Raw genomic sequence first — 25,782 nt, 5'->3', positions numbered from 1 at the left:
TTGCTTCGCTGACGCTCGCAAAGACGGTTTTGCACACCATTTCATATATGCAATAGGTCTAATGCGTAGCCAGGAAATCAAATGTCTCTATTTTTATTTGTTCAAATAATTTGTACCCTTGTTGGGATAGTACTGCTTTTCGTGGCTTTTAACATGCTGCGCCCCAGAGAAAAAGAACAAAAAAGAATTCAGGATCAGTTTATGTTTTATTTAGTTCTTGGCCTTTTTTTAATCTTTTTTCCCTTTGTTATTGATTATCTTTTACTATAGCGGTGATTAGAGCTTGAGCTTAGATGTTCATTGGCTTGGCTTGCTGAGTACAGTTTACACACAAAATGGGCTTCTGCGGTTCGGTCTCCATTTCTTCTTTTTTCTCAACTGACAAATCAAGATTATCTGTATCTTCAATCTCTACTTTAATGCCACAATTCTCACAGTGTTGTACAAAAGTCATGTGTTGATTTCCCTTTCTTAGATTATTTATGCTTATATTTTTAGTTTAGCTTATTTCTTGGGAAGACGAATTGCTTTGTAAATGTGGTCAACTATGATCATTAATAATAGACTGTTGAGGAGATCGTAATGCCTATCTGGTCAAGGGAAATTACCATTGAACAGCTTAATCAATATATCGAAAATACCATGTCCGAAGTTTTGGGTATGGAGTTTGTGGAAATAGGGGATGATTTCTTGAAGGCAAGTATGCCGGTTAATGAGCGAACCAGGCAGCCTTTCGGCCTTCTTCATGGCGGAGCTAATGTAGCGCTGGCTGAAACTGTTGCCAGTATGGCTGCCAATGGAGTGATTGATCCACAAAAGTATTATTGCGTGGGTTTGGAAATCAACGCGAATCATCTTCGCGCTGTTAAAGAGGGAGTTGTAACTGCAATCGCTACACCAATACATCTGGGGCGTACTACTCAGGTTTGGGAGATCAATATTTTTGATGAAGGAGGGAAAAAAACCTGTGTATCAAGAATGACTGCGGCAATAGTGAAGCGCTAGATCTATGGATACCGCGAGCAAGTCGCGGTAAGCAGGTATTTTATACCGAGCAAACTATCTGGCTTAGCAAATAAAACTTAGACTAAATTGCAATTCATGAGTGTATAAATTGGATAGCTTGGGGTAACCATAACCCCAGGGGTCAGGCATCTCATTGTTTAATCGACTCTTACCCCAATCAGCAAACTCATATCCCAATCCTACTTGCCAATGACGGCTCAGTGACTTTTGAACCCCGGCTCCCAGCGTAAATGAGAAACCTTGTGTGGTGTTACTTTGATAGCCTAGTTGCACTAATGCAACACCAGGATTCAGTAGATAAACAGGAGGCTGCGTCGAAAAACTGTAGGCGTGATTAAAGCCGATTCCGAAGCTGCCGCTCAGATAGGGTTGCACATAATAGCCGGGATTTTCTGTGGCTAATAAACCTTTGATAGCTACTCGGCTGTGGTTAATGTGATAGCTATAATTTGCTACGCTTGGAACCCCAACTAAATCCATTGTTCCCTTGACTTCTACCTGACTGGACCCTGCAAAGGCAAGACCAAGCCGACCAATCATGTTCGGACCAGTTTGATGTTGTAATGCCAGAAAGACTTCACCCGTTCCAAGAGTGCTGGCATCCTGACTTCCCCTGAAACGATGCACTTCATCGAAGTTGACGGGATAAACATATAGACGACCTAAAGTCTGGTCATCGCCCGGCCAAGCCCAGGCAGGTCCCGCACTCAAGGTAATCACTTTTGACCATCCAATGAGATAGGGTTCATCTTCAAGAATGCCATCGGCATAGCTGTTTATAGAAGATAAAATCCCAATCGCTAAAGAAATTGGCTTATAAAACCTCATCTTTTGTCCTTAAATTAATAAGAAATCTATTCAAAAATATATTCCAGGCGTCTATTTAACGTTGACTCTTCAGGTGAGTCAATCACTATTTTAAAAATTTGATAAGCATGATAATTCCTCTCAAGCGGCTGTGCATTTATTGTGCTATATATTCATAAAGAAGTAACCTCGAGTGTGACGTTTATGGCACTGTCAGACCAGCTTTTTGCTCAAATTGGTATATATCAGCAACCTCATGAAGAATCGAACTACCAATTGGTTAACCGATTGCTATCAACTGATGCTCAAACTGAGCTATATGCAGGAGTAGGTTCTTACCAGGATCAACATCGGGAAAAGGCAGAAAACTATCTTAACCAGCATAATGTACTGCCGAATATAGCGGCGAGCGATCCTGAGTTTTTCCGAAAGCTGTTTATTCAGCATGTCGAAAAAATAAATTCACAAACAACGAATCAATACAAAGTTGGAGATCCAGATACCAGAGGAACAAATCCAGAACAAGCCACTATTACTATGGAGAGTTTTTTAAATAAAGAGGGCGCGGAACTCTATCGGCTCGCACTTGAAGAGGAGATGAATAGTAAGGAATACCGTGAAGCGGTGTTTAGTGCCTCAACTACCCATTATGAAGGAGAGAAATGGTCAAAGCGGGCAGTGGTTATTGTTGCTGGACCTTCCAGCTCGGGAAAAACAGTTTCTGCTGTTCAGGCAGTGAAAACCACCGCGCAGTTCATGCCTAAGGTGCCTGGCGACATGTCAGGTAATGATGTAGTTGCCGTGGATGGCGGAGTCGCCCGGGAAGTATCCCAAATAAGAAAACTGGCTATTCAGGCCTCGATTGCTAAAGGTTATACGGGGATAAAGGATTTACATGAGCAAAGTGCTGTTCTTGGCAAAGCAAAAGATCGTGTTCAGGAAGCTTTGTTTAAAACGGATACTGGAGTCGGGGTGGTTATACCTGAAACCTTTTCAATGTGGATTAAGCCATTGAACGCTATCAAAAAACTGATGCCTCGTATTGAAACCTTGCCCAATACCAAGCATGTTTTTTGCAGGGTAGAGGGTGAGGAGCCTGGTTTGTTCCAGAAAGTGGTGTCTTTTTTGGGCTCTCGTCGTGCCTGGAAAACTGATCAATTTGACTCAGAGCAAAAATTTGATATGAACTCAAATCAGGGAATACCTGAATCCAAGGCTTATGGAGCCAGTGGTTTTAAATTTGGCGATATGGGTTCCCGCATGGCTGAAAAATGGTTTGAATCGAACAGCAAAGATAAACTCAGAATGGTCGTCATCAACGATATGATTCTGGTTAAGCCAAACCCTAATGGTCAAAAGAACAGCTGGATCCCTGCAGAGCAAAATGACAAAGGGGCTATCGCTATATCGAAACGTGCGTTTGATACCTGGACTAAAAATCCCGATCCCGACAAAAAAGATTTAAAAAGTTACAGTCGAACTTCTGAAGGAAGGCCTCCTCCAATAATTAAAACGTCTGCTGAAATCGATCTCGCTATCGCTTATCAGTCGCTTATTAATCGACGTTTGGATTTACTTACTCAAAGAGCCAATATACTTAATCTGGAAAATAAGCCAGAGAAAGCGGCAATGCTAACCAAAAAAATTGATAATATTGAATTAGCTATTAAGGCTATCGAATCGCCTAATCTCACCGATAAACATTCTGTGGAACAATCAAAGACGCAGGTTTCTAATGTCCTCAAAGAGATGCAGGCAGAGGGTCAGCTTGCGATGTTTTTCAGTACAACAAAAAAAGCGCTGGAAACAGCGATTAGCGCATTCGATAAAACCTCGTCCGCTTTGGAAAACAGCCAGGAAAAAAAGGCGGAGCCAGCCCAGCCCCTGACAGCAACTCCAGAGCAGCAAAGTTCATCCGAGGGGATTAAGAATTTTTCATCATTTAAAAACAATTTTAAATCCCAGCTCATGGCCGCAAAACCGCCCCCTGATTTATCCGAAGAAGTCGAAGCAACAGCGGCCCCCAGTGCTTGAAATTACGAAATATTTTCTTTTTCTGTGCACTGAATTCCGCTAGAATGACAGTTTTTTGGGATCATACTTTTGAAAAGGAAATCATTGCCTCTTCTGGCTCTTCTGTTTACCAAAACGACTCTTGCATTTTCTATCACAATCAACGCCTGCGATCCCCTGTCGGGACCGATGCGTATCCAAAATCCAGCTGAAGAAACTGTATTTGATCATACCAGCGGATGTCCAATTCCTAACGGCGATTATTCGGATAACCCGGCACGGCCTTTTATTGCCGCTGATCGGACGGTTTGGTGGTTTGCAAGTAACTCAAAGGGTTATTTTAAATCAGTAGGGGTGTCTGTGGCTGATGGTGCCAAAGATATTATTTCCAATCTCATACGTTATCAGGAAAACAATCAATGCGTTGCCTGGCTTGAAAGTCAATTTAATACCACGCCGAATGAATATCCCATCGCAAGCTACAACAACGAAATCTGGATGGTTACGCCCTTTACCCTGGATGGGCAGAATGCTTTTACATTTGTCCATAATGAATATCATATAATCCCATCCAATGTGGATGATGTGTATGGAAATTTGATTGGCGCCTTTTCAACAGACGGTGGAAACAGCTTTCAATTTTACACCGATGCACAGCAGCCAGGGTATAATATGCCGCTTATTGTCGCTCCATATCCTTTTAACAGTAGTGGCAAAGGGGGGATGTTCGCGCAGAGTAATATTATTCAATGGGGGGATTATTTCTATATTTTAGTTGAGCAGAATCTACAGCCTTTTAACAGTTCCGCACCTGCGGCGGGAGTTTGTATTTACCGTAATGACAATCTTGCCAATCCCCGAGGATGGCTTGGTTTTGACGGGAAAGCTTATACGGTTCCGCTTGTTCCGGAATATAATCCGATAAAACCGCAACAATACTTGTGCCACAGCGTTCTACCGAATTATTATCGTTTTTCCTGGACTTATAACTCAGTCCTGCAAAAATTTATCATTATCGGGCTGGACACCAATTACTCTCAGTCAGGTCAATCGATCGAGGCATTTGTCTATACCCTCGCAAATCTTGATCCCAATACTGGCATTCTGACATCAGCAACCAATACCGGTTCTTTGTTTAAAGAATATTTTCTACGTCAAATTACCTGGCTTGACCAATGGCAAACTGCAGGCAATGTATTTGGGCAAGCTTATCCGGGTATGCTGGATCCCGACAGTCCAAATTTTAATGGCGATAGAAATTTTCAATATTCAGGCGCTAATCCCTATCTTTACTATACCTCTCTATTTCCAGCTCAGGAGAACCATGGAAGGGATAGGGATGTCGTACGGCAACAATTGATTGTTGAGAACTGCACCCCCCAGTAACAGGATATTTAATCGCAAACGACTGAAGACCTCAAGAAAACTTCTTCAGTTTCGGGTTCGAGATCCTCAACTGAGAAAAAACTTAAATTTTCTTGCCAGCGGCTGACGCTTGCTTTTATTGTAATAAGAGGCGTGTCTTCCGGAGAGTCTGGCTCTTCAACGATACCGGATACAACCACTGAGGTATCTTCTGAAAGGTTTAATTTATCAAGCGCTAAACCATTTACTTCACAGTCATCCTCTACATCGACGACTCTTGGCTGTTGTTTAGGTGCACAGTAAATTGCCTTGGAACATTCATTAAACTCGGGTTGGTTTTCAAAATTTAAACTATTCAGGTCTAGTTTATGGCGAAACTTTTTGGGGCTTCCTGCCTCTATGGTCTCACCTGAGCCAGATTCCGCACGATTATGTAAATCATTGTATTCATGCGTATAGGGAAATGCCACGACAAGTGTCGCTGTGTAATAAAATAAATTTAAATTTTCGTAACGCTTACCTAATGATTGAGCAAAATGAACGGCAAGATTTCTGTTACTGTTATTTTGTTCACAAATGTATAACTTCAGTGCCTTAAGATTGTTGGCAATCTGATCAGTTAGTCCACATGCCTTTAGACGTCCAGCCACTACATTAACTGGTAAGACAAAAGTATCTTCGCCCGATCTTTTATAGAATGAATTAATGTTGCTTACCCATTGAGACTGTCCTATGCCGTCCGCCAAAAGATAAACAGTTGAGCCTTTGGGACAGTTTTTTTCGCTAAATTTAAACTCATCAACATACTCTTCATAATCATTGTCTGTCTCATCGAAATGGCGATAAGTAACAATACTGATGTCTTTATAATTTTTTCTAGATTGCTGATAATTATAGCGCCAGCTGATTGCTCGCACATAAAGTGAGAAATTATTTTCAGTGGCAGAAAAAGGGATGAATAAGACAATTTTCGACATTGCACAAGCTCATAAATGCGAAACTCAGGATTATGTTAACTGTTATTGATTAAGGAAATATTAACGTATAATCCAGACATCTCATTAGATTTCCTGGAGCCCGCCGACAAGTGGGGAGCGTAGGTGAATTGGTGTTGCATGACTAAAAACCCATTCAAGAGTGGTTCATTGTTTTGTTTCTTGATAGAATTATCAGTGACAAACCATAATTCATAGTCTCAGAATCTGACTCAATGATCAATTAACTCGCATCTGCCTTTCAGAGATTAATCGCATGAACGAATTATCAATGGAAAACTATAAAATCCCCCAGGAATCGGAACTAGGGCAGTCATCTGAATATGACGACCACTATAACCCAGAGCGCTTATTCGCTATTGCTCGTGCACCCAAACGCAGGGAAATTGGCATCGAACCGAAGGTTCTTCCTTTTTACGGTTTTGATTGCTGGAATCATTATGAGGTGTCATGGCTCAATGAGAAGGGGAAGCCTGTCGTAGCAATCGCAGAAATTATCTATGATTGTGCAACGCCAAATATAATTGAATCAAAATCATTGAAACTCTATTTTAATTCATTTAACAATACCCGGTTTAAAGATAACGAAGCGGTAAAACAAATCGTTAAACAGGATTTGGAGCAATGTGTTGAAGGGGATGTGCAGGTTCGTATACTTAGCTTAACAGACTCCGGCTACAATCACATTGAATTAAGTGCTGCTGGCGAGTGCCTGGATGATCTTGATGTGACTTGTTCTGTGTATCAAGTTGAACCAGGTTATCTTTGCACAGAAACTCTGCGAGTAGAGGAGATACTTTACTCTGATCTGTTAAAATCCAATTGCCTGGTAACCAATCAACCTGACTGGGCTACTGTGCAAATAGCCTACACTGGTAAGCAAATTAACCGAGAGGGACTACTGAAATATTTGGTTTCTTTCAGAAATCATAATGAATTCCATGAGCAATGTATCGAGCGCATCTTTGCGGACATTATGAATCGCTGTCAGCCAGAAAAACTAACCGTATACGGAAGATATACACGACGGGGCGGTCTCGATATTAACCCTTACCGTTCTACCGAAAAGCTTAATTCAAAAGAATTGAATTTTCGATTAGTGCGGCAATGAGATCTAAGCAGCTCTTTTTTGAATTTTTCATCTACAATTAAGCTAAGCACCTTTTGAAAGGAATTAACATGCTGAAAATAGCAGGGATTTTTGCCTCATTGTTGTGCTTTTTTACTTTGCCTGCTATAAGCCAGGCCGATGATACTTATAGCTCAAAATTTATTAATCAAAGTGATAAAGGCTCTCAGCAATATACATTAGTTAAAACAAGATTCTGGCCTGACTCGGGGTGTATCATGCAAAGCGGTCCAGAAGTTCTTCAACCAGGCGACAGTACAGAGCTTGTGATTGCAAAAAAACAAGGCTGTGATCAGGCGGGTATTGGCTACTCTCTGTATAAAGTTAGCGATACGAAGAAAGAGCAGCTCTTAGGTTATGTCTCGCATCGTTTTCGTGATGGAAGCTTCAGTTTACAGGTATCAGTCTTTTGCAAAAATAAGCACTGTGTTTTTAAAGATCTAAATCCTCAACAAAGTGATTAAACTGAAGATATGCTTATAAAGGTTTTTAATAGATGACTTTTTAAGAAAGATCTATAGACTAGGGCTAACACGAAGCATAGGCAAGAATCTTTTGAATCAAAATACTCAAACCCCTTACGCAACACTTAATCCGAATACTATTCTGGATGCAATTGAAAGCATCGGTTTCCTTTGCACAGGAAGCCTGTACGCGCTCAATAGCTATGAAAACCGTGTTTATCAAATAGGGATTGAGGATTCTGAACCTCTCATTGCGAAATTTTACAGACCTCATCGCTGGAGCTCAGAGGCAATTTTAGAAGAGCATCAGTTTTCATTGGAGTTGGCAGAACAGGAAATTCCCGTTATTGCTCCATTAATTGTAAATGATCAAACCTTACACCATCATCAGGATTTCAGATTCGCAGTTTTCCCAAGGCGCGGCGGGCATGCTCTGGAGTTAGACAATGATGAACAATTAGAATGGATGGGGCGGTTTATAGGACGCATGCATAGTGTCAGCGCCAGCCAAGCATTCCAGCACCGCATTTCCCTGAATATACAAAGTTATGGTTTTGAACCCTATCGTTTTCTTATGGAGCAAGACTTTATTCCTGACTATTTAATCTCTAATTTTTGTAAAATCGTTGAAACAGCATTAGAGAAAATAGCCCAAATATTTGAATGGGTAGGCGACCTCGATCAGATAAGACTACATGGAGATTGTCATGCCGCTAATATTCTCTGGAGGGATTCCGGTCCGCATATTGTAGATCTGGATGATTGCCTGATGGGACCTGCGATGCAGGATATCTGGATGTTACTTTCAGGCGAGCCGAAACAGATGGAGTTACAGCTCGAAAAAATTCTAAATGGCTATTATGAATTTCAGGATTTTAATCTGCGCGAACGTCATTTAATCGAAGTTCTACGCACACTGCGCATGCTGCATTATTCAGGATGGCTGGCAAAGCGATGGGATGATCCCGCATTTCCTTTGAGTTTTCCCTGGTTCAATACACCGGTATATTGGGAAAATATGATGAGAAATCTAAACGAGCAAATCGACTTGTTAGATCAGATTGAATGTTAAATTTAAATATCTAGCGTAATGAAGAAGAAGCATTCTCTTCAGGAGCTTCTTCTTCATTGAATTCGGCAGCTTCCTGCTCCTCTGCATCGACGGTGCTCTCTGGAGTTAGTTCGAGATTGTTTGCTAAATTACTGCTTACTGTATCAGAAAGCGAGCAGTTGTTCTGATTCTGTAGAAATTGATCGCAGGTTTTGGTATTGGCATCAAAAGCGTTCAAATAGGCCTCATACGCCTTATCACTTGCCTTATCATTCTGGTGCTTAAGAGAGCAGGCAAAATCATAGGCCTTGTCATTAGCTAAATCATTTTTTTCTTTAATCGCCACCGCCTCTTCATAGGTCATTTCTCCTGCTCTGTAACTATCAAAAGCAGCTGCCGAATTAGCATTATTGCGCTCACAGGTTTCTCTATAAGCGTCGAAGGCCTCGTCACTTTTAGCATTATTCTGCTTTTGTACAGCAAGATAGCCCTGATAAGCTGCATCATTTGCGCTTTCAGTTCGAGCTATAGCCTCAAAAGGAGATGCCCCCACCATATTTCTATTAAGATCTTTATTGGCTTTGCGCATTTGTTCAATAAAATCTTCGAGTAATTGGGCTAGTTGACGCTGTAGTTTTAGTGCATCTTCTTCGGTTAGATTCATACATAATAACCATCAATACGGGCTTTTATTAGTATAGATCAAGAACAGGCCAATAAGGGCAGAAGGCGACTTAGCTATTTGTCGGTCTTTGAATTTTCCAGTCACATTCATCCTCATGATATAGATTTTCAAAATGTTTAACCAATACATTAAAAGACTGGTTTCCAGTGGCATCATCTCTATAGGTCTCTACCAGTTTCCTCCCAAATGTACTGCTTTGATAACATAAATCCGGCTCCTTCGCTTCAATAGCCTCTGCAAAAACCTGTGCAACCTCTGTTCCTGTTTGAAAAGAAGAGGGGTCATACCACTGATAGGCCTGTTGTGTAAAATTCTTATAATGCTCATTAATAATATCGGTTCTTGACCCTTCAAATCGGGTTAATTCCGTAGCAATAGGCCCTGCCTGGAAATTAATTACCTTAATATTCCATGGTGCCAGCTCGATAGCCAGTGATTCCTGCAGCCGTTCAAAAGCCGCCAGAGCTGAAAAATAGACTCCTACGCCAGGCATACTGATTGGCAGCGAAGTAAAAATGGAGGAAGTCGTAGTCAATATTCCTCTTCGGCGTTGGCGCATTACGGGCACGAACCCTCGAATTAAAGCCAAAGGGCCAAATACTTTGGTCTGATAGGTCGTTAAAACATCTTCTTCAGCGGCTGATTCCACAGGGCCGATTGCGACATTGGCTGCATTGTTTACCAGGATGTCAATATAGGAATATTTCGATAATACCCTTTTGATAAACGCATCGATGGAGTCCTTTTGGCAAAGATCTAAAACCTGAATGTCTAAGTTTTCAGGCTTGGGAATATTGAGCTTGTTCAATTCCGATCTTTCTATATTTCTTACAGTGGCAATCACTTTGAATCCTCGTTCAAGCAGTTCACAAGCCAGGTTATAACCCACGCCGGATTTTTTTGAACATCCGGTAATTACCGCAATCTTTTTATCCATACTATGCACTCCAATGCCTGCTGCCTCTTGGGATAATTGTAGTATTAATGTTAATAAGAATGAAGGATCATTATGTTTGAGCAGGATGTGGAGACTATTCCTTAATTTCAGCACTTAAGGTATAAGTACAAACTAAAAAGTATGGAGAAATAAATTGCTGAATGAAGCCTTAACTGAGTTAAAAAAGACCTGCGATGGCTACTATATTAACCCATTTTCAAATCACCTTCTTTATGAAGCAAATAATGCACTAGTAGAGATAAATCATGAAAAAAGACCAGCTAAGCTGTTCAAATTATATAGAAAGGTTAGTTTTTTGTTGAATTTTTTCTTATATGATTATAGTGATAATTGGATAATACCAACGTGTACAGTTATTCGCGATGCAATTAGTAAATTTGCTCAATTTTCACAGAATGAAGGCTGGCTATTTATAGCCGCCTCAACCCAGACTCAAACCGGAAACACTCAATTAGGATCCATAGACGATACTAAATTTAACCCCTTACCGACCGTGTCTAATAGACATATTCATACCGCAAATAATTTACTGAGAGCTATTAGTAAAGAACAATCATCTGACGTGTTGCTGATAATGGTAAGAAAACTATACTTAAATCTTCATTTGATTGAGCAAGATTTGTCTAAAATTAAAGATATAATCAAAGAAGTCAACTGTTTATTAAGAAGAATTGATTTACAAAAGAATGCGTTCGAAGAGCTGCTTAGGAACAAGCCAAAGCCTGCGAATAAAAAAGAAACAACCATTTCCTCAAAAGAAATCGAAGATCAGGTTTTTCTTGAAATGCGATCACTAGGTTTAAAGCAATTATTAAGAAGTTATCCTCGTATAAAGACACCCAGACCATTGGAGAGGATTGTATCCGCCACGCCTGAAAATTTTGTAGAAGATGATCATCTGTATCTAGACAGACTTTTTACTTCTGTTCCTGAGAAAAAAGAAATACAGATTACTCCAGTTCCTGGGAAAAAAGCCATGCCGAGTTCCCGAGTTGAAAGCTTTGAAACCGTCTGTACGGATGAAGAGGAGCCAGGATTTTCAAAATCTCATCAATCTTTTTTCTATAGAAAAAAAGCCAATAAGTCAAAAGACCATAAAATCCCAGCAAAGCTATGCAGTCCAACTGGCATTTGATGAAGAAAAGGTCGTTGCATTAGCTTGTTGAATCCGCCTATTCCACATTTTCACTAAGCCTGATTATATAGATTAAAGGTACCATGGGATTAGTGTATTTAATGTAGTCAACGTTATTTGTGTAGAATAACATAAGTTTTTAAAGATTCAATATAATTTCCCTGATATGATTGCTGCCTTAAAAATAGAGGTTTTAGAATAAGAATGGCTATAGTTTTTCATCCAAATCCAGGACAAATTTTGCTATGTGATTTCTCTGATTTTAAAGAACCAGAAATGGTTAAAAAGAATCGACCCGTTATAGTCTTATCTAGTGCGCTGAAGGGCAGAGATAAATTGTTAACCATTGTACCTCTTAGCACTGTAAAACCAGATCCAATTCAGCCTTATCATTATTTACTACCTAAAAAATCAATGCCTATGATTGGCATTTTTCAGGAGCGAGAAAGTTGGGTGAAGGGGGATATGCTTTATACAGTAGGCTTTCATCGGTTAAATTTGATTAAACTAAATACGCGTACCGTAGATGGAAAAAGAGATTACTTTAGAAATAAGCTTGGGAGAGAGCAGATGAAGGAAATTTATAAATGTGTATTACATGGGCTAAATTTATCCAAATTAACAAATCATTTGTAATTCATCGTAGAAATTACTATAATTTAATTGTTCCTGCTCTGCTTTAGCATCAGGCATTCGAGACTACACAAAGGTCCGCCCAGTGTAGCTGGCACAACAAAAATGGAGATGACAATCCTTGTTGATGCCACGTTAAAGGCTTCTTCGGAAGCCTTTGTCATTTTTAACTGTGCAACAAAAATACAGTCATTATGCTTTTTAAAAATAGGCATACAAGCCATTTCATATAGAAGGCTAAGTCTACAACGGTTTATGTCGTGGAATAATCTGCAATTAGTTTTCCTTTTCTATGATCATCGCCATTTCGAATAGGCTGTGTATATTCGTATAACTTGCCTCTATTTTTTCTAGCAGCAGCATCTGCATTATTTCGGTCACTATATCGTGCTAAGTCATGATCTCCATTTTCTTTTTCATTGGTGACCACAGCGTAATATTTCTTATCCATATCAAATTATCCTTTTATTAATATAAAACTGTTTACGTCTATACAAATTTAAAAAACTAAAAATTTAATAATTCTGAAAATGAAATAATTTCAATAGATGATATAAATGGGGCTGCTTTTGTTAATTTCCGATCATCTGTAACAAAATAACCACAATATACTGAATCAATTAAATGGTGATAATCATATGTTCTGTCCTTTTTAGGGATTTTTTTATTGTTTATAGCCAAATAGTTCAAGTAGGTGTTTGCACGAATAGCAGCATAAATAGCTTTATAGCAAGATATACTCGAAATCAATTTTTCTGATTGAATTATATTAAGATTAATATCTGTAAACTCATGGATAATTTTAATAATATTTCTATTATTAATTATTTTTGTAATAAAAGCGTCAAAATTTGGCTCATTTTTATTTCCATATAATTTTTCAAAAAGCTTTTTATCTGAATCAAACGCAATTTCTCGTTCATTTATAAATTTAAAATAATCACTTTTAATATTATCGTTACAGATATTGTGCAATGCTTCATCTAATTTAGACTTTATAGATGGCTCCATAAGATAATCAATACTTTTATTTTTATTTTCAAGATGAGTAAGTTCTCTTTTTAACAATTCTTTGGTTTCACAAGAATAAATTGGATTTAGATCAAATAAAATATTAAAAAGCTTTTTCCCTTTTTCTCTTGTATTATGATCCACAAAGGTTCTAGCTAATTCATAAGTTGAATGCTGACTAACAATAGGAGTTAATTTTTTCTTCTGTAGAATGGAATTAAGTTCTTGGCCTGATATTCCTTCATCAAAACATGAATTAATCGCATTAGTTTCTATGAAAACAGTCTCCATTATTTACCATTTACCTTATAAACATTATTCTTGTTTATAAATAGTAGCATAAGCCGCTTCAAGCAATTATTTCAGCTATTGATTATTTAAGTTGGATTAATCTAGCCAATTGAAAAAGGCATCCTCCAGCCTGGTATAACTTCGTTTAAATATTAACCACATAGCGTAAGAGAAAATCAAATAAATAACGGCAGAGGAGGGTATTTTAACCCCTAGATTGGTGAGTGAAGCGACTGCCTCCGGTAAAAAATACATTTTTTTCTCTACTGAAGGAATTTGTGAGGCACTAAGATCTTTAACAACCATTTGAATCTCTGAAATAACAAGTTTATCTCTTTCCTCTATAGCCGAATTAACGGTATTAATCGCATCAGTTAATAAAACAATCAGGAGATATCCTGATAAGAGCAACAATATTGTGTTTACAAAAGTTTTATAGTTTCTAATTAGCCGTTTAAATTCTTTTAGTCCTTTATTCATCTAGTACCTATTGTTTTATAAATTGCAGCATAGGAAACTTCAAGCTGTTTTCTAAGCTCATCTATTTGTTTTCTAAGCATTTTATTTTGTTTTGATAATATTTCAATTTCTTTTTCTTTCACTTTAAGTTGAATGGCTTGATCGCGCATCAATTGATTATTAACACGTTCCTTTGCTTTCTCAATTCGGGATTTAATAGCTGACTCTTTATATAGCCAGCTTCTTGATACCCCTGTGAATTTATAAACTGAAAGGTAATTAATTGGAATCGACTCTTTCTCCATAAGATCTAAAGCTTCTACCACTTTTTGAATGGTTTCAATTTTTTTCTCTTTTGAAGCCTTTACTATTCCCTCAGTCTGCTTTATAAATTTTGTCATGATTACCCGTCCAAAGTGCCTATAATATTTGTTAAACTGGAAGCAACTCCTTTATTCATTTCCTCAATACGTTTCCAACCATTTTGATTCGCTTGAGCAATAATTTTATTAGTTTCCTCAAGTTGTGATTTATGTTGAGCTAAATGTTTCTTCGATGTTCTAAAGTGTGTGCATGTTAAGCAAGCATTAGCATGAGGACACTTTTGCTGAGTGAGGTAATGCACATAATCCGTTGGGTAAGGCTTGTGTCATTATATTTTGCTTTAACCAGCGTGCGTCTAAATGATCATCTGATGAATTAATTTTTCCCTGAATATCAACTAATCTATCTTGATATCCTACGAATGCGGCTTTCATCGTTGAATTATGAATATGAGCATAGCGAGCTGTCATTTCAGGAGACTCATGTCCGAGGTAATGTTGTACCATGACCTGCGGAACTCCTGAGTTAATCATTTGTGTTCCTACAGTATGGCGAAATTGATGAGAGCTAAATTTATAAATCATACCGTTAGAGTCGACTATTTTATTCTTCACAGCTAATTTATTTAGGGCACGATTGACATGAGGAGCGCAAATTGAAGGCGACTTCGACTGGCGTCTACTTGGAAAAAGTAGGGGAGAGCAAAGCCCATTGTTTTTCAATTCATTTTGCTGTTCTTTAATAACCTTAACACATCCTGGTGATATTGGAATAAGACGCTCTCTTTTAAGTTTCTTCTCATAAACACGCAATAACCAATCCCCATCGCTATCTTGTTCTAAGCAGTCAAATCTTAGGAAAGACACCTCACTTATACGCCTGCCAGTTTCCATTAGGATAATAATAAATCTTTGTAGCCAGTCGGAAAGTAAGTGAAGATGTTTTTTCAACTGGTTAAGGACATCTTGAGGTATGTATTTGGGTGTTATAACTCTATCTCGAGGTAAATCAGTATCAAAAATTAATGATTTATCAGGAAAACTCAACCATTCTTCTTGTAAAGCAATTTGATGAAAAATCCGCACGTTCATTAAACTAATACTTTTTGTAGCGGGCTTTAGTTCTCTTTTAGCTAAGTATTGAATAAATCCAACCATGAGCGAGCGAGTAAAATTTTGAGGTAGTATACTCATTAAGCGTGTTTAAATAAGCATCTAGATGATCAAGGCTTCTTATATAGCCACGGCATGTTGAAAAAGCCTTAGTGGTTGCTTGTAATCTAACAAATTTTTTTGCTGCTCTTTTTAGCCAATCAGTTTTAATATTATTAAAATTTAACCTATAACTACTATGTGCAGCGTCAGCTTTTAACCCTACATCACTAGCAAGCCAGACATCCTTTTCTAACAGTTCATCAAATTTGATTTATTCTTTCTAGCGCTAAATTTGAAAGCTTCATTAGTTATTCTCCTTTGTTGAGAGATAACTTTTAAACGCATCTTTCATTTGCTTATTATCAATATGAGTATAAGTATTGATGGTTGTTTCTATACTTGCATGTCCAAGTCGTTTTTGAACTAATGACATATCCCAGCCTGCTTTTACTAAGGAGGATGCGTGTGTGTGCCTTAGCATATGTGGTCTAATGTAAAAATCACATTTTTTACTTAAAATGTTGAATATTTTTTTAACAGCAGGGTAGGTAAGTGGTGCATAAGTTAAAAAGTTTATAAATACATAGTCCGTGGAGTTGCCCCTATAAAACCGAACCACCTAACTCACCGCTAATAAGCTCCTGATATATTCCCTGGGAGCCATCATTTTTAAGCCCTTATGAGGCGCAACTTCGTTGTAATCGTCAAACCATTCAGGAAGCTTTTTCATAACAGTCTGCGCATCATCAAGATCAAAAAAAGCGACATAATCTCGTTTAAACGTTTTAACAAACGCTTCTGCCATACCATTGCTTTCAGGGCTATATGCTGGTGTTGTCCTCACATCAAAGCCCAGGTTTCTTGCAAAAGAAACAGTGTCCCTTGCCACATAACAAGGGCCATTGTCAGTTAACCACTGTATCTGTTTGGGCATGTATTCTGCTGCACCAAACCGATACTCTACACTTTCTAGCAATAAGTCCCTGATTGCTTCTCCATCAATGCCCACTGTCGAGGCAATATAGCCTAATACTTCTCTGTCACAAGTATCCATTGCAAAAGCGACATGAACTCTATCACCGTTAGCGCACTGTATGGTAAAACAGTCTGAACACCAACGAGTGTTGCTATGCAATGTAATGACTTTCCCATCATGTACTCGTGTTTGTTTTTTGCCATACGCCGGCAGTAATAATTGATTTTGCTTCATAATACGATAGACACGTTTATGATTGACGCAGGCAAGACCTGTCTTTTTTAACTCATGATTAAGAAGCGTTGTAACCCTACGATAGCCATAGCTACTCCGTTTATCCGTTATTTCACGAATGTAAGGCAGTAGTTCCTGATCACGTATTTTAACCGTTTGTTTTCTGGAGTGTTCCATATTTTTCAACCTCTGCGTTAAGTGGGAGCGAGAAACCTGCAGTGCCCTGGCAACTGCTCTTATTCGAAATCGCTTATCCCGTACAAGGGTTGTCGCGAGATCAGTTTTTTTTCTCGACCCAGCTTAACTGCTTCACGCAGAATCTCATTTTCCAATGTCTTTTGTCCCAGAACTTGCTCAAGTTGCTTAATACGTTTTTTCAACGCCTTGGCTTCACTTTCAGGGATGACTTCTTCTTCTGTTTTAACGCTGGTCAATGCACCATTCTCCATTATTTTTCGCCAGTAAAATAGTTGACTGGGGGGAATACCGTGTTTGCGTGCAATAAAGGATACTGTTACGCCTGTTTGGTAGGTTTCATGAACTATTTGTTGTTTTTCGTAAGCTGTCCAACGTTTTCGCTTACGACTGGAGTGAATTATTTCGCTACATTCTATTGTTGTTATAGTCATATTACTAGTCCTATTCCTAGTCGTTAATTTAAAACTAGGTGGACCGGTTTATTTGGGGGGCATTACAGTCCGTAAGCTTATTTTGATCTAATGTACTAACATATATGCTGTATGAATTAATAAAATGATTAGATACTTGTAACACATTGGGTTTATAGGTTTTATTTCTTACTTGATTTAAATTATTTGTACGATATTTAACGTGAATTTCATTGTTCCATGCAATTATATCCTCATGACGCAAAGCTAAAGCTTGTCCAATTCTCAAGCCAGTTTCGAATAAAAGGCTTACTAAAAAACGATCACGGTAATTTGTACATGCATTACTCAATTGCAGAAATTGATCTTCAGATATTGTTTTTGGAAGCTCTTTAACTTGTCGAAGTGAAATAACACGTTTTTGAATGGGTTTATTCTTTGTTACGTGATAAAGAAGCGATTTATATCGATTTCCTCCAGGAATATTCTTAGTCTCTGTAATAGTAACGTTACTGTTGCCAATTTGGTTATGAAAACGATAAAAACTAGATAAGCAGCCTAAAATCACATTAATTGTAGCGGGCTTACGCTTAGAATTGTCGTGAATGAAATCAATAATGTTATGTTCAGCTTTAAACTCACGGAGCCAACCAACGAAGGCAGATAGATTAGAAAAATTTATATTCGCCCAATCCAGCTGGTTTTCATTTAAAAATTCCCAAAAAAGCTTTAAATGATGTGCGTAACTTTGAACTGTAAATGGTGATTTATCAATATCATTTAAATAGCGAATAAAGTCAGTAATTGGTTTTATCGGTAAATAATTATCATCTAATACCAGCCAACTGTATTCATAAGGACTAAGTTTTATTTTTTGTACTTTCATTATGTAACCTCTGTTAGGTGTGCAATTTTACATCACAAATCTAACGTTAACTACATTAACTACACTTATTAAGTACGGTCTGATTATCAAAATAATCAGACTTAGTGTTTCTTGATTCATCACTGATGCAAATTATACGGTAATGCCCCATTCCGAAAAACAAAATATATGTTTACCAATGGATTTCAATTTTTGACGCTCTGTGGCTAGCACTTAGTAGCTCTAATGGCCCTCGTTTTTGCCCCTATTATGGAGGAGATTGTTTTTCGAGGCTTCCTCACTCCTTTTTTTCGCTATTTTTTCGAAAAAATTGGCATTGAGAAAGAATTAGCAGAGCACAGCACTGTTGGTCTCACAAGTATTATCTTCGGTTCAGCCCATTCTAATTAGCAAGACTACAGACGACCTACTTGGCTTTTAATGCTGAAGAACTGGTAAGAAAAAATAATGGGAGTTTATGGGGAAGTATTTCCTATCATTTTACAAACAATCTTTTTGCAGTAGCTGGCTCTGTTGTGAAGAAAGGATGTAAAGAAGCATTTAATTCAATAACATCATTTACCCTTTAATTTATACAAAATGCGGCCACTCGGAGGACCGCATTGGTTCTTTTCCGTATTTTTATTTAAGGCTATCAGGTACGACACCGCCACTTTCGGCGAGTTTAATCATAACCTGCTTGTGGAGCCAGACATTCATCTCAGCCGAACCGTCGAGGGCTCCAGTGTAGCCAAGTTCCTGGGCAAGCTGCTTACGGGCGCTAAGGCTTGAATCAAGATTCAGTAACTTCATCAAATCGACAATGGATTGTTTCCAATTGTAGTCCTTACGACCAGTAGTATCGGCGACATTTTGGATCATCGCTTCGACTTCGGCTCTTGTCATCGGCTTTGGGTTAGAGGGGGCTGCCGCCGTATTGCCGCCGGTGACCACTGCTGTAGCTGCTTTTGCAGTTCCAAAAATTGCGGAAACGATGCTACCAAAAATGCTCATGTCTTCCTCCTTGAATTAATTCCAGGCGCATCGCTGATGCGCGTTCCTGGTTAAGTCTAGTGCCCACTTTCTGATCTTACAACCTTTTATAGACAAAAGGGAACAATTCATCGATTTAGCTAAAATGCCACTACTTAGTATCCTTGCTGATCCAAAGCTATAAAACCGTGTTTAGACATTATAACTCAAACCCGATATGCTTAATTACAACTAGTTATAATGTAGAAACACTATGCTCACCGTTTACTGGAAGCGCGATTTTTTCACGCAAGGAGACTGCTTAAAACTTACCCATGAGAGTGGTGACTTTTTTGCAACAGTTGCAGCCCGACTAAAAAAAGAAGATCGCACGTTTAAATTTCAACATATACTCTGGGAAGGGATTGATTATTTAACTATAAAAGAATTTAAGAAATTGTTGAGGACCGAGTCTTTTTTAGGTTCGATGTATTTGAACTCTGAGGAAGAATTATGTTTAAAACTAGTTTTATCACCACCCCCATTGTCTGATTTTTTTACTGAAGAAAATATACAAAAACACCCCTGGATTCCTGGATTTCGACGAATGCGGGAGTATTTAGCAAACGCTTTGGAAACGAGCAGCAACAATTCGAAAGATTTACACTTTAGCGAAAATGAAGGTCATGTTCCTTTATCTAACTTAATCCACCAAACATATAAACAAAAATCGGTGACAACCGTTATTGCTTTACTTAACGATTTACCAGCCCAGCAACGAAGTTACTTCCTCCAAAAGTTTGCACTAGACACCTTGAATAACTATCGTGAAGGACGATTTCTAGTTATCTATTGCCCCCTATCACGATTGACTTCTCCCACCAATCTAAAGATTGAGACACTCTCTTTATATGGTTTAAATCCTCATGCCTATCTTTTGCAAAAACTTCCGATAATATGGGTTATTGATGAGCTGGAGCAATTTTTTGACAAACATAATTTATTCAATGTCCTAAGCGGAGAGCGTTATCGCTTTGATCTCTGGAACTGCCATTTTCTCCTTAGCGCCGCCGACAAGCCCAACCCTGATAGATTCTATAGTGGTTGTTTCAATCCAATACAGACCATTCGGGTTATAGGAAGGAGAGAAGACGAAGGACCGTCTATTTATCGCTTTTTCTACAATATGACCGCAGAGCCCATTCAGAATAACAGGATTTCTACAGCAATATCAGGCATCCCAATCTCAATTGAAGAACTGCTTGCTTTCTCCAAAGAAAAAACGAGCGCAACTATTCCACAACATCACCCTACTCCACCTGAGCTTCAAGGACCTCTGGATGATCCAAAAGCCATCGAAGAGTTATCAATAATCATGCAAGATACAATCAACACCATTGAACGCGCTAGTTTATTTTGTGTGGGAATACAAAATGTGCGCAAGGTAAGTGAACTACGACAGTCTCTAAATAACGCAAAAAGCAAGAGCACAGGAACGTTAGAAGAGTTTTTAAATCACAAAGAAAAAGGAACTAAATCAATTCTTCAAGCATTCGCTTATTATCGCGTCGGGTTATTTGGCGAATCACGCTCTGTGAAACGATACCACGAGCATGTGGAAGCGTCTTCTTTAGCAAAAATATATTAACTAGACTTCACGGAGTTCTTTTATTTCTATAACTCCAACTTCTTGACCAGATGAGGACTACTAGAGAATGTCATCTCGATTACTGTAAACTGCCACTAATTTGTGGTGATAATTTTAAAACATGCTATTAGAGTTGGCTGATTTTACTGGGATATCTTGGATCGTGTCCCAATGCTCCATGATTTTCCCGTCTTCTAACTTGAATAAATCAAAAATAGCTCTACCTCGAGTTCCAGGCTCACGAGTAGAGTGAACATGAAGAATTACATAGTTCCCATCCGCAAAAATTTGTTTAATTTCACTATGAGAATTAGGATAAAATTCAAGTAAGTATTGAATATATGCTCTTAAACCTTCAGCTCCATCAGCGGCAGCAGGATTATGTTGTTTGTAATGTGTGCCCAGATATTTTGATGCTGCTTTGAAGTTTTTTTGATTAATTGCTTTATTATAAAACTCTGTGACGATTTGTTTATTTATTTTTTGTTGCTCTTCAATAGATGCATAGCTATTGTCAATAATTGATAGCAGAAGCAAACTTATCGCAACTATTTTTAATCTATCTATAATCATAAAACAACCATTGGTTATTGATTCATGGGTTATTTTAAATAGTCATCAAAAAACTCGGGTAAATCTTTCAATGCCTGTGCTCTTGCTGTTTCGTTAAAACCAATGTGATAACGTTCTCCTTTTTCGTCAATGATCTCTTTTGAAGCTGGAAACTCAAAGTTATCAAACCCATGCAATGCGTTTTTATAAATTTTTATGGAAACATTTTGATGACTATCAGAACTTTGCTCGACTAGCTGAATGCAATCTTTGGTGGTTGCGCGATCATCATTTTCTCCAATAAATATTTTGGTGATTGCCCTTAGTTTTGTTCCGTCTTCAAGACGATGACATACGCCATAAAACGAAGCCGCTGCTTTAAAAGGAAGCTTTTGATAAGGTTTCGGATCTTGTTGTGATAATGCCATGATTTTCAATACATCAAAGCCTCCCATGGAGAATCCTAAAAGCCCTATCCGGGCAGGATCAACTGAAGGAAGCTGCTTAAGATATTCGTAGGCAGGAACGATATCATCAAGCTGCGCTTGCGTTGCTCTTTCCCAGCCTACTGAGCGACGGTCTTCCCAACCTCTGGGTTTAAAACTGTCTATCATATAAACTACGTACCCATGCTCTTTTAATCGGGTGGCCCAATCATAATTCACTTTTTCAATACCGGTACTCGCGTGCAACAATAAAATAGCAGGTGAGCGCATCGTTGCATCAGGAATATAAAGACTGTGATGGGGATCATTGGGATCAAAGACATATTCTTCATTATGTGCTAGTACTTCAGTACACAGCAATAAAATAAATATTATAAACAGCAACCTAGGGTGGAGAAACATAATTTAAATCCTTAATTTTATAGCTGAGCTTATCCATTTGTATGAGGTTTAGGGGTAAAAGAGGTGAAACTCACCCTCATTTAACAAAGTGGTTATTTGTTGATAATCCAGAGTATTGGCTGTTTGAGATGCATTTTGGAATTTCAAACCGATGACGGATGCCATTGCTGACCAGGAAGTAGGTTTAAAATTGTATTGTGTAATATAGCCTTTCTCATAAAGGTTTGTTGTTACAAAATAATCATAACCTCGAGCTATATTATCAGCTCTCCAAATTGATTCTTCGGCTGCTGGGGTTAGAATAATTTGGTTTGCTTCTGCTATTTCTTTTTCGAGATTGTAGTTATCAATACCATAGGTAGATAACAAAATTTGTATTCGATATTGATTGAGCAGTTCCTGAGTTAGGCTTATGAGTTTATCTTTCCTGGATTCAGTGTCCAGATAAACAATATCGGGATCATAAACCTGATTGTCAATTAACAGCCCGCCGCTTTGGATAACTGTACTTTTCCAATATTCATATCCTCTTAGCATTTCACGCCCTTTAGCACCATCCTCTCCTGTCAATGGTAAAGCAACCCCCATACGCAGTTGTTTGTGTGAACCTGGGTTACATTCAGGGACGAATGCCAAACCATTGGGTCCAGCATGGGTTGCAATAGAGCTGAGCTCAAAACTATGTAAATTTATCTTAGATAAATGCTTGTCGGTTGCATTAGATACATAAGCATATAAACCTTCTGGATCAATCAAAACGTTAATCGGATTTAACCCGGTGACTAAACGTTTTATAACCTGACCTGAATGAACATCAATCACAGCAACCTGGTGATCAAAGGGAGCAGGTGCTAATACATACTTCTGATCCGGCGTAATATCTGAGTAAAGAATCGGTCCTAAATTCAAATTAGTGAATTGTTTTTGGATGGCAAGGGTCTCTGGATCGATGAATACGATTTGATTGACTGCGGATACCATCAAAGAACGATTATCTGGCGTGTATTTTAAGCCCCTTACAGCTGAGGGCAACGTGAGGCTTCCCGTAATCACTCCTGAATCAGGATCGATTCGAATGACACCGTCTTTACCGGCCATTAACCACAATGTTTTTCCATCATTAGAAAAGAACAGATTATGCGTATTTGGACTAACCGCAATTTTTTTCACAATCGTTTTGGTATCGATGTCAAAGACAAGGATCTTCCCACCCTTTTCCACATTAACATAAAGCTGTTTTTCAAAAGGAGGTCTTAACTTCACACCATGAGGCGCGCTATCGATGTCTGAATAGTCCTTATTTTCTAGTGACTGAAAAGTAAATAAACGATATTTCTCAACTTGATTTAATAAATCGATAACAGAAATGGACACACCGGGTATGCCAGAGCCGCTGTCGTAGTCCCTAATACCAAAATTGCTGACATAAGCCGTTTTTCCATCTTTTGTAACAGCAATCTCATGAGGAAGGAAGGCAAGTTTCAGACTCCCTTTTCTTGCACTAGTCTCAGGATTATAAAAACTGATACGATCGGCATTTTCCTCCACAACAGCTAACGTGGAATTGATAGAAGAGGAATAAGTGAAGCTATTGAAAATCGATAAAGCAAGGAATAGGCTGTAGCTTTTTTTGAACATCATTAAATCCCTTTATAATTAAAAAAGTGTCGCCATGATAGTGACAGAATATAATATTTGTCAATATATATAGGGGGCTATATAATAATGAAAAAAGGAACAATCCATGACATTTAACTTAAATGAACATACTGGTGTCTTGATTAAAAAAGCAGCCCGCTTATTTGAACGTGTTTCCAATCTCAACCTTGAAGAGCTGGGTGTGACCTACAGTCAGACTATTTTTCTGGTTCGCTTGTGGGAGCGGGACGGCCAAACGCAAATGGAGCTTACAAAAAGCGCCGGACTGAAACAACCTACCGTAGTAGGTATACTTGATAAGATGGAAAGAGACCAGCTTATTACACGGGTACGAAGTGAATCTGACAAGCGCTGCTACCATTTTTTTCTTACTGAAAAAGCCAAATACGCTTGCCGTAAATTAGAAACACAGGGAATGTTGATGCAGAATTTGTCTACTGGTAATTTATCCGACAAAGAAGTTAGCAAGTTAAATGAGAACCTGTTATCTATTATAGAAAACCTGGAGCGTTTCATTGAAAACATCCGGGGAGAGTCTTAAAATACCCCGGTGTTACATCACAAACCCTCTTGCCAGCTCTTCCCTGCCCTCACTAGCGGTTTCTGGCAAAAGCATAGGAGCAAAATGATCCATCACCAAATTTAAATCATGTTCAACCATGAATGACGAATGAGGAGTAGGCACAGGATGATTGTAATGTGCTACGGGACCCACACACACCAGATTCTGATGTACCTTTCCATGTACATCGATGACTTGATAATGATCCGTTACATGAATGCCACCATTAGTCTTGGTACTTATTAATCCGCTTTTTGCCAGCTTGTCTAATAACATGGGCTTGACACTATTAGGGTCCGGTTTGTAACGATATCCAGTTGCGTCAATTAGAGTTGCAGCATTTAAAGTTTCGCCAGATGAGAATAATAATTGGAACCTGTGAGTTACTTCATCATAGCTTACAGAGACCAGACCATGATGTTCAATAATCTTATTGTTCTCATAGAGATGGAGCATAGTTCTGGCATTCACTGGGGTGATTCCAGTCAAATAGGCCATTAAAAGAGAATAAAAATATTTTAGAAATTGCTCTTTACCTTCTACATCTAAACTTTGCCACATGTGAGTATAACAACCACTAAAATAAAAAGTTTTTATAAATGCTCGTAGCTCATCAATATTACCTGCTATGGGATTACCTTCTGGAAGCTGATCAAATTTGTTCATTTGATAACGTAAAGTCTTAAGTGAGTCAGGATGATGAGTAGGATCGACAGGATTTTTAGCGTCATTTTGGTAAGCATTCCAAAATGATGTTTTCGCTTCGAAAAAGGTTAAGCTGCCAGGAAGGCTTTTTTGTAGACTATTTGATAATTCCTGTTGTTTGGTAGTATTACAACTATCTGTATTGTAGTAGTTCAAACTAGATCTGACAGAACGCTGCACATGATTTTGCTTTAGGGCCTCAATAAACGCCCTGCTCGCATCCCCTGCCACATTCGCCAGATTAAGAAAATCCTGTCCCCCGAGTTGGTAGGAAAGCTTCGCTCCTTCGGGCTGAAAATCCAGTAATACGTGGCTCACCATAGAAAAGATACACTTCAGGCGAGTTAGGGATATCATCGAGATTAGTTTTGAGTTTTGGCGGTAAACTACGTCGTTTTGCCAGCTTTTCTGGGCTATACGATTTTCCAACATTTCCCCTCAAGTCATTGCTGCCACCATCGCGGTTGCCGCAGGGGCTATACTTACCATGCTCGTTGACACCATGATTCCGGAAGCTTTCGCAGTAGCCCATAATTTTGCAGGTCTGAAGGATAGTCAACCCCGTAGTTCTACGGTATTTTTTTATCGCACCCTGGTTTAAAATAATCCTTCCCTAAAGATCCGTTGCAAAGTAAATTCACACCTCAGTACTT

29 protein-coding genes are annotated in these 25,782 nt (G+C 38.5%); 11 read left to right on the top strand and 18 right to left on the bottom strand.

Annotated elements, in window-relative coordinates; genetic code table 11:
• Positions 1-289: 289 nt before the first annotated feature.
• Positions 290-454 (bottom strand): hypothetical protein, encoded by a 165-nt coding sequence (locus DYH61_RS15625; protein ID WP_157072303.1) that lies wholly within the window; start codon positions 452-454, stop codon positions 290-292.
• Between the two features lie 128 nt (positions 455-582).
• Here DYH61_RS15625 and DYH61_RS07590 point away from each other — a divergent pair, with 128 nt between their 5' ends.
• Complete coding sequence (locus DYH61_RS07590; RefSeq protein ID WP_058508295.1) at positions 583-1,005, top strand: hotdog fold thioesterase; 423 nt, start codon at positions 583-585, stop codon at positions 1,003-1,005.
• Between the two features lie 63 nt (positions 1,006-1,068).
• Here DYH61_RS07590 and DYH61_RS07585 read toward each other — a convergent pair whose 3' ends face one another.
• Positions 1,069-1,854, bottom strand: a complete 786-nt coding sequence (locus DYH61_RS07585; protein ID WP_058508294.1) for an outer membrane beta-barrel protein — start codon at positions 1,852-1,854, stop codon at positions 1,069-1,071.
• Positions 1,855-2,037: 183 nt separating this feature from the next.
• On the opposite strand from DYH61_RS07585, the gene DYH61_RS07580 reads away from it, so the two are divergent.
• Positions 2,038-3,867: a hypothetical protein gene (locus DYH61_RS07580; RefSeq protein ID WP_058508293.1), complete on the top strand. Its 1,830-nt coding sequence runs from the start codon at positions 2,038-2,040 to the stop codon at positions 3,865-3,867.
• 69 nt (positions 3,868-3,936) lie between these two features.
• Positions 3,937-5,232 carry a hypothetical protein gene (locus tag DYH61_RS07575; RefSeq protein WP_133129105.1) on the top strand — a complete coding sequence of 432 codons (1,296 nt, stop codon included), beginning with the start codon at positions 3,937-3,939 and terminating at the stop codon, positions 5,230-5,232.
• Between the two features lie 8 nt (positions 5,233-5,240).
• Here the strand turns inward: DYH61_RS07575 and DYH61_RS07570 are convergent, their stop codons facing one another.
• On the bottom strand, positions 5,241-6,188 hold the full coding sequence (locus DYH61_RS07570; protein ID WP_058508291.1) for a hypothetical protein: 948 nt from the start codon (positions 6,186-6,188) through the stop codon (positions 5,241-5,243).
• 274 nt (positions 6,189-6,462) lie between these two features.
• On the opposite strand from DYH61_RS07570, the gene queF reads away from it, so the two are divergent.
• The 3 genes from queF to DYH61_RS07555 all read left to right on the top strand — a co-directional run bounded on the left by queF (position 6,463) and on the right by DYH61_RS07555 (position 8,871).
• Positions 6,463-7,317 (top strand): NADPH-dependent 7-cyano-7-deazaguanine reductase QueF, encoded by an 855-nt coding sequence (gene queF, locus DYH61_RS07565; protein ID WP_058508290.1) that lies wholly within the window; start codon positions 6,463-6,465, stop codon positions 7,315-7,317.
• Positions 7,318-7,385: 68 nt separating this feature from the next.
• Entirely contained in the window at positions 7,386-7,799 is a 414-nt protein-coding gene (locus tag DYH61_RS07560; RefSeq protein WP_058508289.1) for a hypothetical protein, read from the top strand.
• A 91-nt stretch (positions 7,800-7,890) separates the two neighbouring features.
• Entirely contained in the window at positions 7,891-8,871 is a 981-nt protein-coding gene (locus DYH61_RS07555) for a serine/threonine protein kinase (protein ID WP_058508288.1), read from the top strand.
• A 10-nt stretch (positions 8,872-8,881) separates the two neighbouring features.
• Here DYH61_RS07555 and DYH61_RS07550 read toward each other — a convergent pair whose 3' ends face one another.
• A complete protein-coding gene (locus DYH61_RS07550) occupies positions 8,882-9,514 on the bottom strand; it encodes a hypothetical protein (RefSeq protein WP_058508287.1) in 633 nt (210 codons plus the stop codon).
• Positions 9,515-9,584: 70 nt separating this feature from the next.
• A complete protein-coding gene (locus DYH61_RS07545; protein WP_058508286.1) occupies positions 9,585-10,472 on the bottom strand; it encodes an SDR family oxidoreductase in 888 nt (295 codons plus the stop codon).
• 154 nt (positions 10,473-10,626) lie between these two features.
• On the opposite strand from DYH61_RS07545, the gene DYH61_RS07540 reads away from it, so the two are divergent.
• Positions 10,627-11,628, top strand: coding sequence for a hypothetical protein (locus DYH61_RS07540; RefSeq protein WP_058508285.1), 1,002 nt, complete (start codon positions 10,627-10,629; stop codon positions 11,626-11,628).
• A 204-nt stretch (positions 11,629-11,832) separates the two neighbouring features.
• Positions 11,833-12,264, top strand: a complete 432-nt coding sequence (locus tag DYH61_RS07535; protein ID WP_058508284.1) for a type II toxin-antitoxin system PemK/MazF family toxin — start codon at positions 11,833-11,835, stop codon at positions 12,262-12,264.
• A 250-nt stretch (positions 12,265-12,514) separates the two neighbouring features.
• On the opposite strand, the gene DYH61_RS07530 is transcribed toward DYH61_RS07535, so the two are convergent.
• The 8 genes from DYH61_RS07530 to DYH61_RS07495 all read right to left on the bottom strand — a co-directional run bounded on the left by DYH61_RS07530 (position 12,515) and on the right by DYH61_RS07495 (position 18,204).
• Positions 12,515-12,712 (bottom strand): hypothetical protein, encoded by a 198-nt coding sequence (locus tag DYH61_RS07530; protein ID WP_058508283.1) that lies wholly within the window; start codon positions 12,710-12,712, stop codon positions 12,515-12,517.
• Positions 12,713-12,768: 56 nt separating this feature from the next.
• Complete coding sequence (locus DYH61_RS07525; protein WP_058508282.1) at positions 12,769-13,563, bottom strand: hypothetical protein; 795 nt, start codon at positions 13,561-13,563, stop codon at positions 12,769-12,771.
• A gap of 96 nt (positions 13,564-13,659) precedes the next feature.
• The gene (locus DYH61_RS07520; protein WP_058508281.1) at positions 13,660-14,043 is read right to left on the bottom strand and encodes a hypothetical protein; all 384 of its coding nucleotides are present in this window, start codon (positions 14,041-14,043) and stop codon (positions 13,660-13,662) included.
• Positions 14,040-14,423 (bottom strand): DUF6262 family protein, encoded by a 384-nt coding sequence (locus DYH61_RS07515; protein WP_058508280.1) that lies wholly within the window; start codon positions 14,421-14,423, stop codon positions 14,040-14,042. The genes DYH61_RS07520 and DYH61_RS07515 overlap by 4 nt, the downstream gene beginning before the upstream one ends.
• 186 nt (positions 14,424-14,609) lie before the next feature.
• Positions 14,610-15,539: a tyrosine-type recombinase/integrase gene (locus DYH61_RS07510; protein WP_234999848.1), complete on the bottom strand. Its 930-nt coding sequence runs from the start codon at positions 15,537-15,539 to the stop codon at positions 14,610-14,612.
• 265 nt (positions 15,540-15,804) lie between these two features.
• Positions 15,805-16,119, bottom strand: coding sequence for a tyrosine-type recombinase/integrase (locus DYH61_RS07505; protein WP_103989320.1), 315 nt, complete (start codon positions 16,117-16,119; stop codon positions 15,805-15,807).
• Positions 16,120-17,339 (bottom strand): IS3 family transposase gene (locus tag DYH61_RS07500; protein WP_420812639.1). Its coding sequence is split into 2 segments (ribosomal slippage): positions 16,120-17,000 and positions 17,000-17,339, totalling 1,221 coding nucleotides; the frame shifts between segments, so codons are not numbered across the junction.
• 34 nt (positions 17,340-17,373) lie between these two features.
• A complete protein-coding gene (locus tag DYH61_RS07495) occupies positions 17,374-18,204 on the bottom strand; it encodes a site-specific integrase (protein WP_103989419.1) in 831 nt (276 codons plus the stop codon).
• Between the two features lie 225 nt (positions 18,205-18,429).
• On the opposite strand from DYH61_RS07495, the gene DYH61_RS15975 reads away from it, so the two are divergent.
• Complete coding sequence (locus DYH61_RS15975) at positions 18,430-18,594, top strand: CPBP family intramembrane glutamic endopeptidase (RefSeq protein ID WP_083499145.1); 165 nt, start codon at positions 18,430-18,432, stop codon at positions 18,592-18,594.
• Between the two features lie 231 nt (positions 18,595-18,825).
• Here the strand turns inward: DYH61_RS15975 and DYH61_RS07485 are convergent, their stop codons facing one another.
• On the bottom strand, positions 18,826-19,197 hold the full coding sequence (locus DYH61_RS07485) for a DUF3597 domain-containing protein (protein WP_058506426.1): 372 nt from the start codon (positions 19,195-19,197) through the stop codon (positions 18,826-18,828).
• Between the two features lie 232 nt (positions 19,198-19,429).
• Between DYH61_RS07485 and DYH61_RS07480 the strand changes: the two genes are divergently transcribed.
• The gene (locus DYH61_RS07480) at positions 19,430-20,803 is read left to right on the top strand and encodes a hypothetical protein (RefSeq protein WP_058506427.1); all 1,374 of its coding nucleotides are present in this window, start codon (positions 19,430-19,432) and stop codon (positions 20,801-20,803) included.
• Positions 20,804-20,917: 114 nt separating this feature from the next.
• On the opposite strand, the gene DYH61_RS07475 is transcribed toward DYH61_RS07480, so the two are convergent.
• Genes DYH61_RS07475 through DYH61_RS07465 form a run of 3 tightly spaced genes read right to left on the bottom strand, consistent with a single transcriptional unit; the run spans position 20,918 to position 23,844 of the window.
• Entirely contained in the window at positions 20,918-21,376 is a 459-nt protein-coding gene (locus DYH61_RS07475) for a nuclear transport factor 2 family protein (RefSeq protein WP_058506428.1), read from the bottom strand.
• 29 nt (positions 21,377-21,405) lie between these two features.
• Positions 21,406-22,203: a dienelactone hydrolase family protein gene (locus DYH61_RS07470; RefSeq protein ID WP_058506429.1), complete on the bottom strand. Its 798-nt coding sequence runs from the start codon at positions 22,201-22,203 to the stop codon at positions 21,406-21,408.
• Between the two features lie 48 nt (positions 22,204-22,251).
• Positions 22,252-23,844 carry a hypothetical protein gene (locus DYH61_RS07465; protein WP_133129135.1) on the bottom strand — a complete coding sequence of 531 codons (1,593 nt, stop codon included), beginning with the start codon at positions 23,842-23,844 and terminating at the stop codon, positions 22,252-22,254.
• Between the two features lie 103 nt (positions 23,845-23,947).
• Between DYH61_RS07465 and DYH61_RS07460 the strand changes: the two genes are divergently transcribed.
• Positions 23,948-24,403 (top strand): MarR family winged helix-turn-helix transcriptional regulator, encoded by a 456-nt coding sequence (locus tag DYH61_RS07460; RefSeq protein ID WP_058506431.1) that lies wholly within the window; start codon positions 23,948-23,950, stop codon positions 24,401-24,403.
• 12 nt (positions 24,404-24,415) lie between these two features.
• Here the strand turns inward: DYH61_RS07460 and DYH61_RS07455 are convergent, their stop codons facing one another.
• Positions 24,416-25,561, bottom strand: coding sequence for an FAD/NAD(P)-binding protein (locus tag DYH61_RS07455; protein WP_103989420.1), 1,146 nt, complete (start codon positions 25,559-25,561; stop codon positions 24,416-24,418).
• Positions 25,562-25,782: the final 221 nt, after the last annotated feature.

Source organism: Legionella quinlivanii, from assembly GCF_900461555.1.
In the GTDB taxonomy this organism is placed as follows: domain Bacteria; phylum Pseudomonadota; class Gammaproteobacteria; order Legionellales; family Legionellaceae; genus Legionella_C; species Legionella_C quinlivanii.
Note: the sequence above shows the minus strand (reverse complement) of the source record. Positions and strands in the feature narration are given on the sequence as shown.

Excerpts from the sequence above, each read along its gene's own strand:
- DYH61_RS15625 (WP_157072303.1), bottom strand. The coding sequence starts at position 454 with ATGACTTTTGTACAACACTGTGAGAATTGTGGCATTAAAGTAGAGATT.
- DYH61_RS07590 (WP_058508295.1), top strand. The coding sequence starts at position 583 with ATGCCTATCTGGTCAAGGGAAATTACCATTGAACAGCTTAATCAATAT.
- DYH61_RS07585 (WP_058508294.1), bottom strand. The coding sequence starts at position 1,854 with ATGAGGTTTTATAAGCCAATTTCTTTAGCGATTGGGATTTTATCTTCT.
- DYH61_RS07580 (WP_058508293.1), top strand. The coding sequence starts at position 2,038 with ATGGCACTGTCAGACCAGCTTTTTGCTCAAATTGGTATATATCAGCAA.
- DYH61_RS07570 (WP_058508291.1), bottom strand. The coding sequence starts at position 6,188 with ATGTCGAAAATTGTCTTATTCATCCCTTTTTCTGCCACTGAAAATAAT.
- queF (WP_058508290.1), top strand. The coding sequence starts at position 6,463 with ATGAACGAATTATCAATGGAAAACTATAAAATCCCCCAGGAATCGGAA.
- DYH61_RS07560 (WP_058508289.1), top strand. The coding sequence starts at position 7,386 with ATGCTGAAAATAGCAGGGATTTTTGCCTCATTGTTGTGCTTTTTTACT.
- DYH61_RS07550 (WP_058508287.1), bottom strand. The coding sequence starts at position 9,514 with ATGAATCTAACCGAAGAAGATGCACTAAAACTACAGCGTCAACTAGCC.
- DYH61_RS07545 (WP_058508286.1), bottom strand. The coding sequence starts at position 10,472 with ATGGATAAAAAGATTGCGGTAATTACCGGATGTTCAAAAAAATCCGGC.
- DYH61_RS07535 (WP_058508284.1), top strand. The coding sequence starts at position 11,833 with ATGGCTATAGTTTTTCATCCAAATCCAGGACAAATTTTGCTATGTGAT.
- DYH61_RS07530 (WP_058508283.1), bottom strand. The coding sequence starts at position 12,712 with ATGGATAAGAAATATTACGCTGTGGTCACCAATGAAAAAGAAAATGGA.
- DYH61_RS07525 (WP_058508282.1), bottom strand. The coding sequence starts at position 13,563 with ATGGAGACTGTTTTCATAGAAACTAATGCGATTAATTCATGTTTTGAT.
- DYH61_RS07520 (WP_058508281.1), bottom strand. The coding sequence starts at position 14,043 with ATGAATAAAGGACTAAAAGAATTTAAACGGCTAATTAGAAACTATAAA.
- DYH61_RS07515 (WP_058508280.1), bottom strand. The coding sequence starts at position 14,423 with ATGACAAAATTTATAAAGCAGACTGAGGGAATAGTAAAGGCTTCAAAA.
- DYH61_RS07510 (WP_234999848.1), bottom strand. The coding sequence starts at position 15,539 with ATGAGTATACTACCTCAAAATTTTACTCGCTCGCTCATGGTTGGATTT.
- DYH61_RS07495 (WP_103989419.1), bottom strand. The coding sequence starts at position 18,204 with ATGAAAGTACAAAAAATAAAACTTAGTCCTTATGAATACAGTTGGCTG.
- DYH61_RS15975 (WP_083499145.1), top strand. The coding sequence starts at position 18,430 with ATGGCCCTCGTTTTTGCCCCTATTATGGAGGAGATTGTTTTTCGAGGC.
- DYH61_RS07485 (WP_058506426.1), bottom strand. The coding sequence starts at position 19,197 with ATGAGCATTTTTGGTAGCATCGTTTCCGCAATTTTTGGAACTGCAAAA.
- DYH61_RS07480 (WP_058506427.1), top strand. The coding sequence starts at position 19,430 with ATGCTCACCGTTTACTGGAAGCGCGATTTTTTCACGCAAGGAGACTGC.
- DYH61_RS07475 (WP_058506428.1), bottom strand. The coding sequence starts at position 21,376 with ATGATTATAGATAGATTAAAAATAGTTGCGATAAGTTTGCTTCTGCTA.
- DYH61_RS07470 (WP_058506429.1), bottom strand. The coding sequence starts at position 22,203 with ATGTTTCTCCACCCTAGGTTGCTGTTTATAATATTTATTTTATTGCTG.
- DYH61_RS07465 (WP_133129135.1), bottom strand. The coding sequence starts at position 23,844 with ATGATGTTCAAAAAAAGCTACAGCCTATTCCTTGCTTTATCGATTTTC.
- DYH61_RS07460 (WP_058506431.1), top strand. The coding sequence starts at position 23,948 with ATGACATTTAACTTAAATGAACATACTGGTGTCTTGATTAAAAAAGCA.
- DYH61_RS07455 (WP_103989420.1), bottom strand. The coding sequence starts at position 25,561 with ATGTTGGAAAATCGTATAGCCCAGAAAAGCTGGCAAAACGACGTAGTT.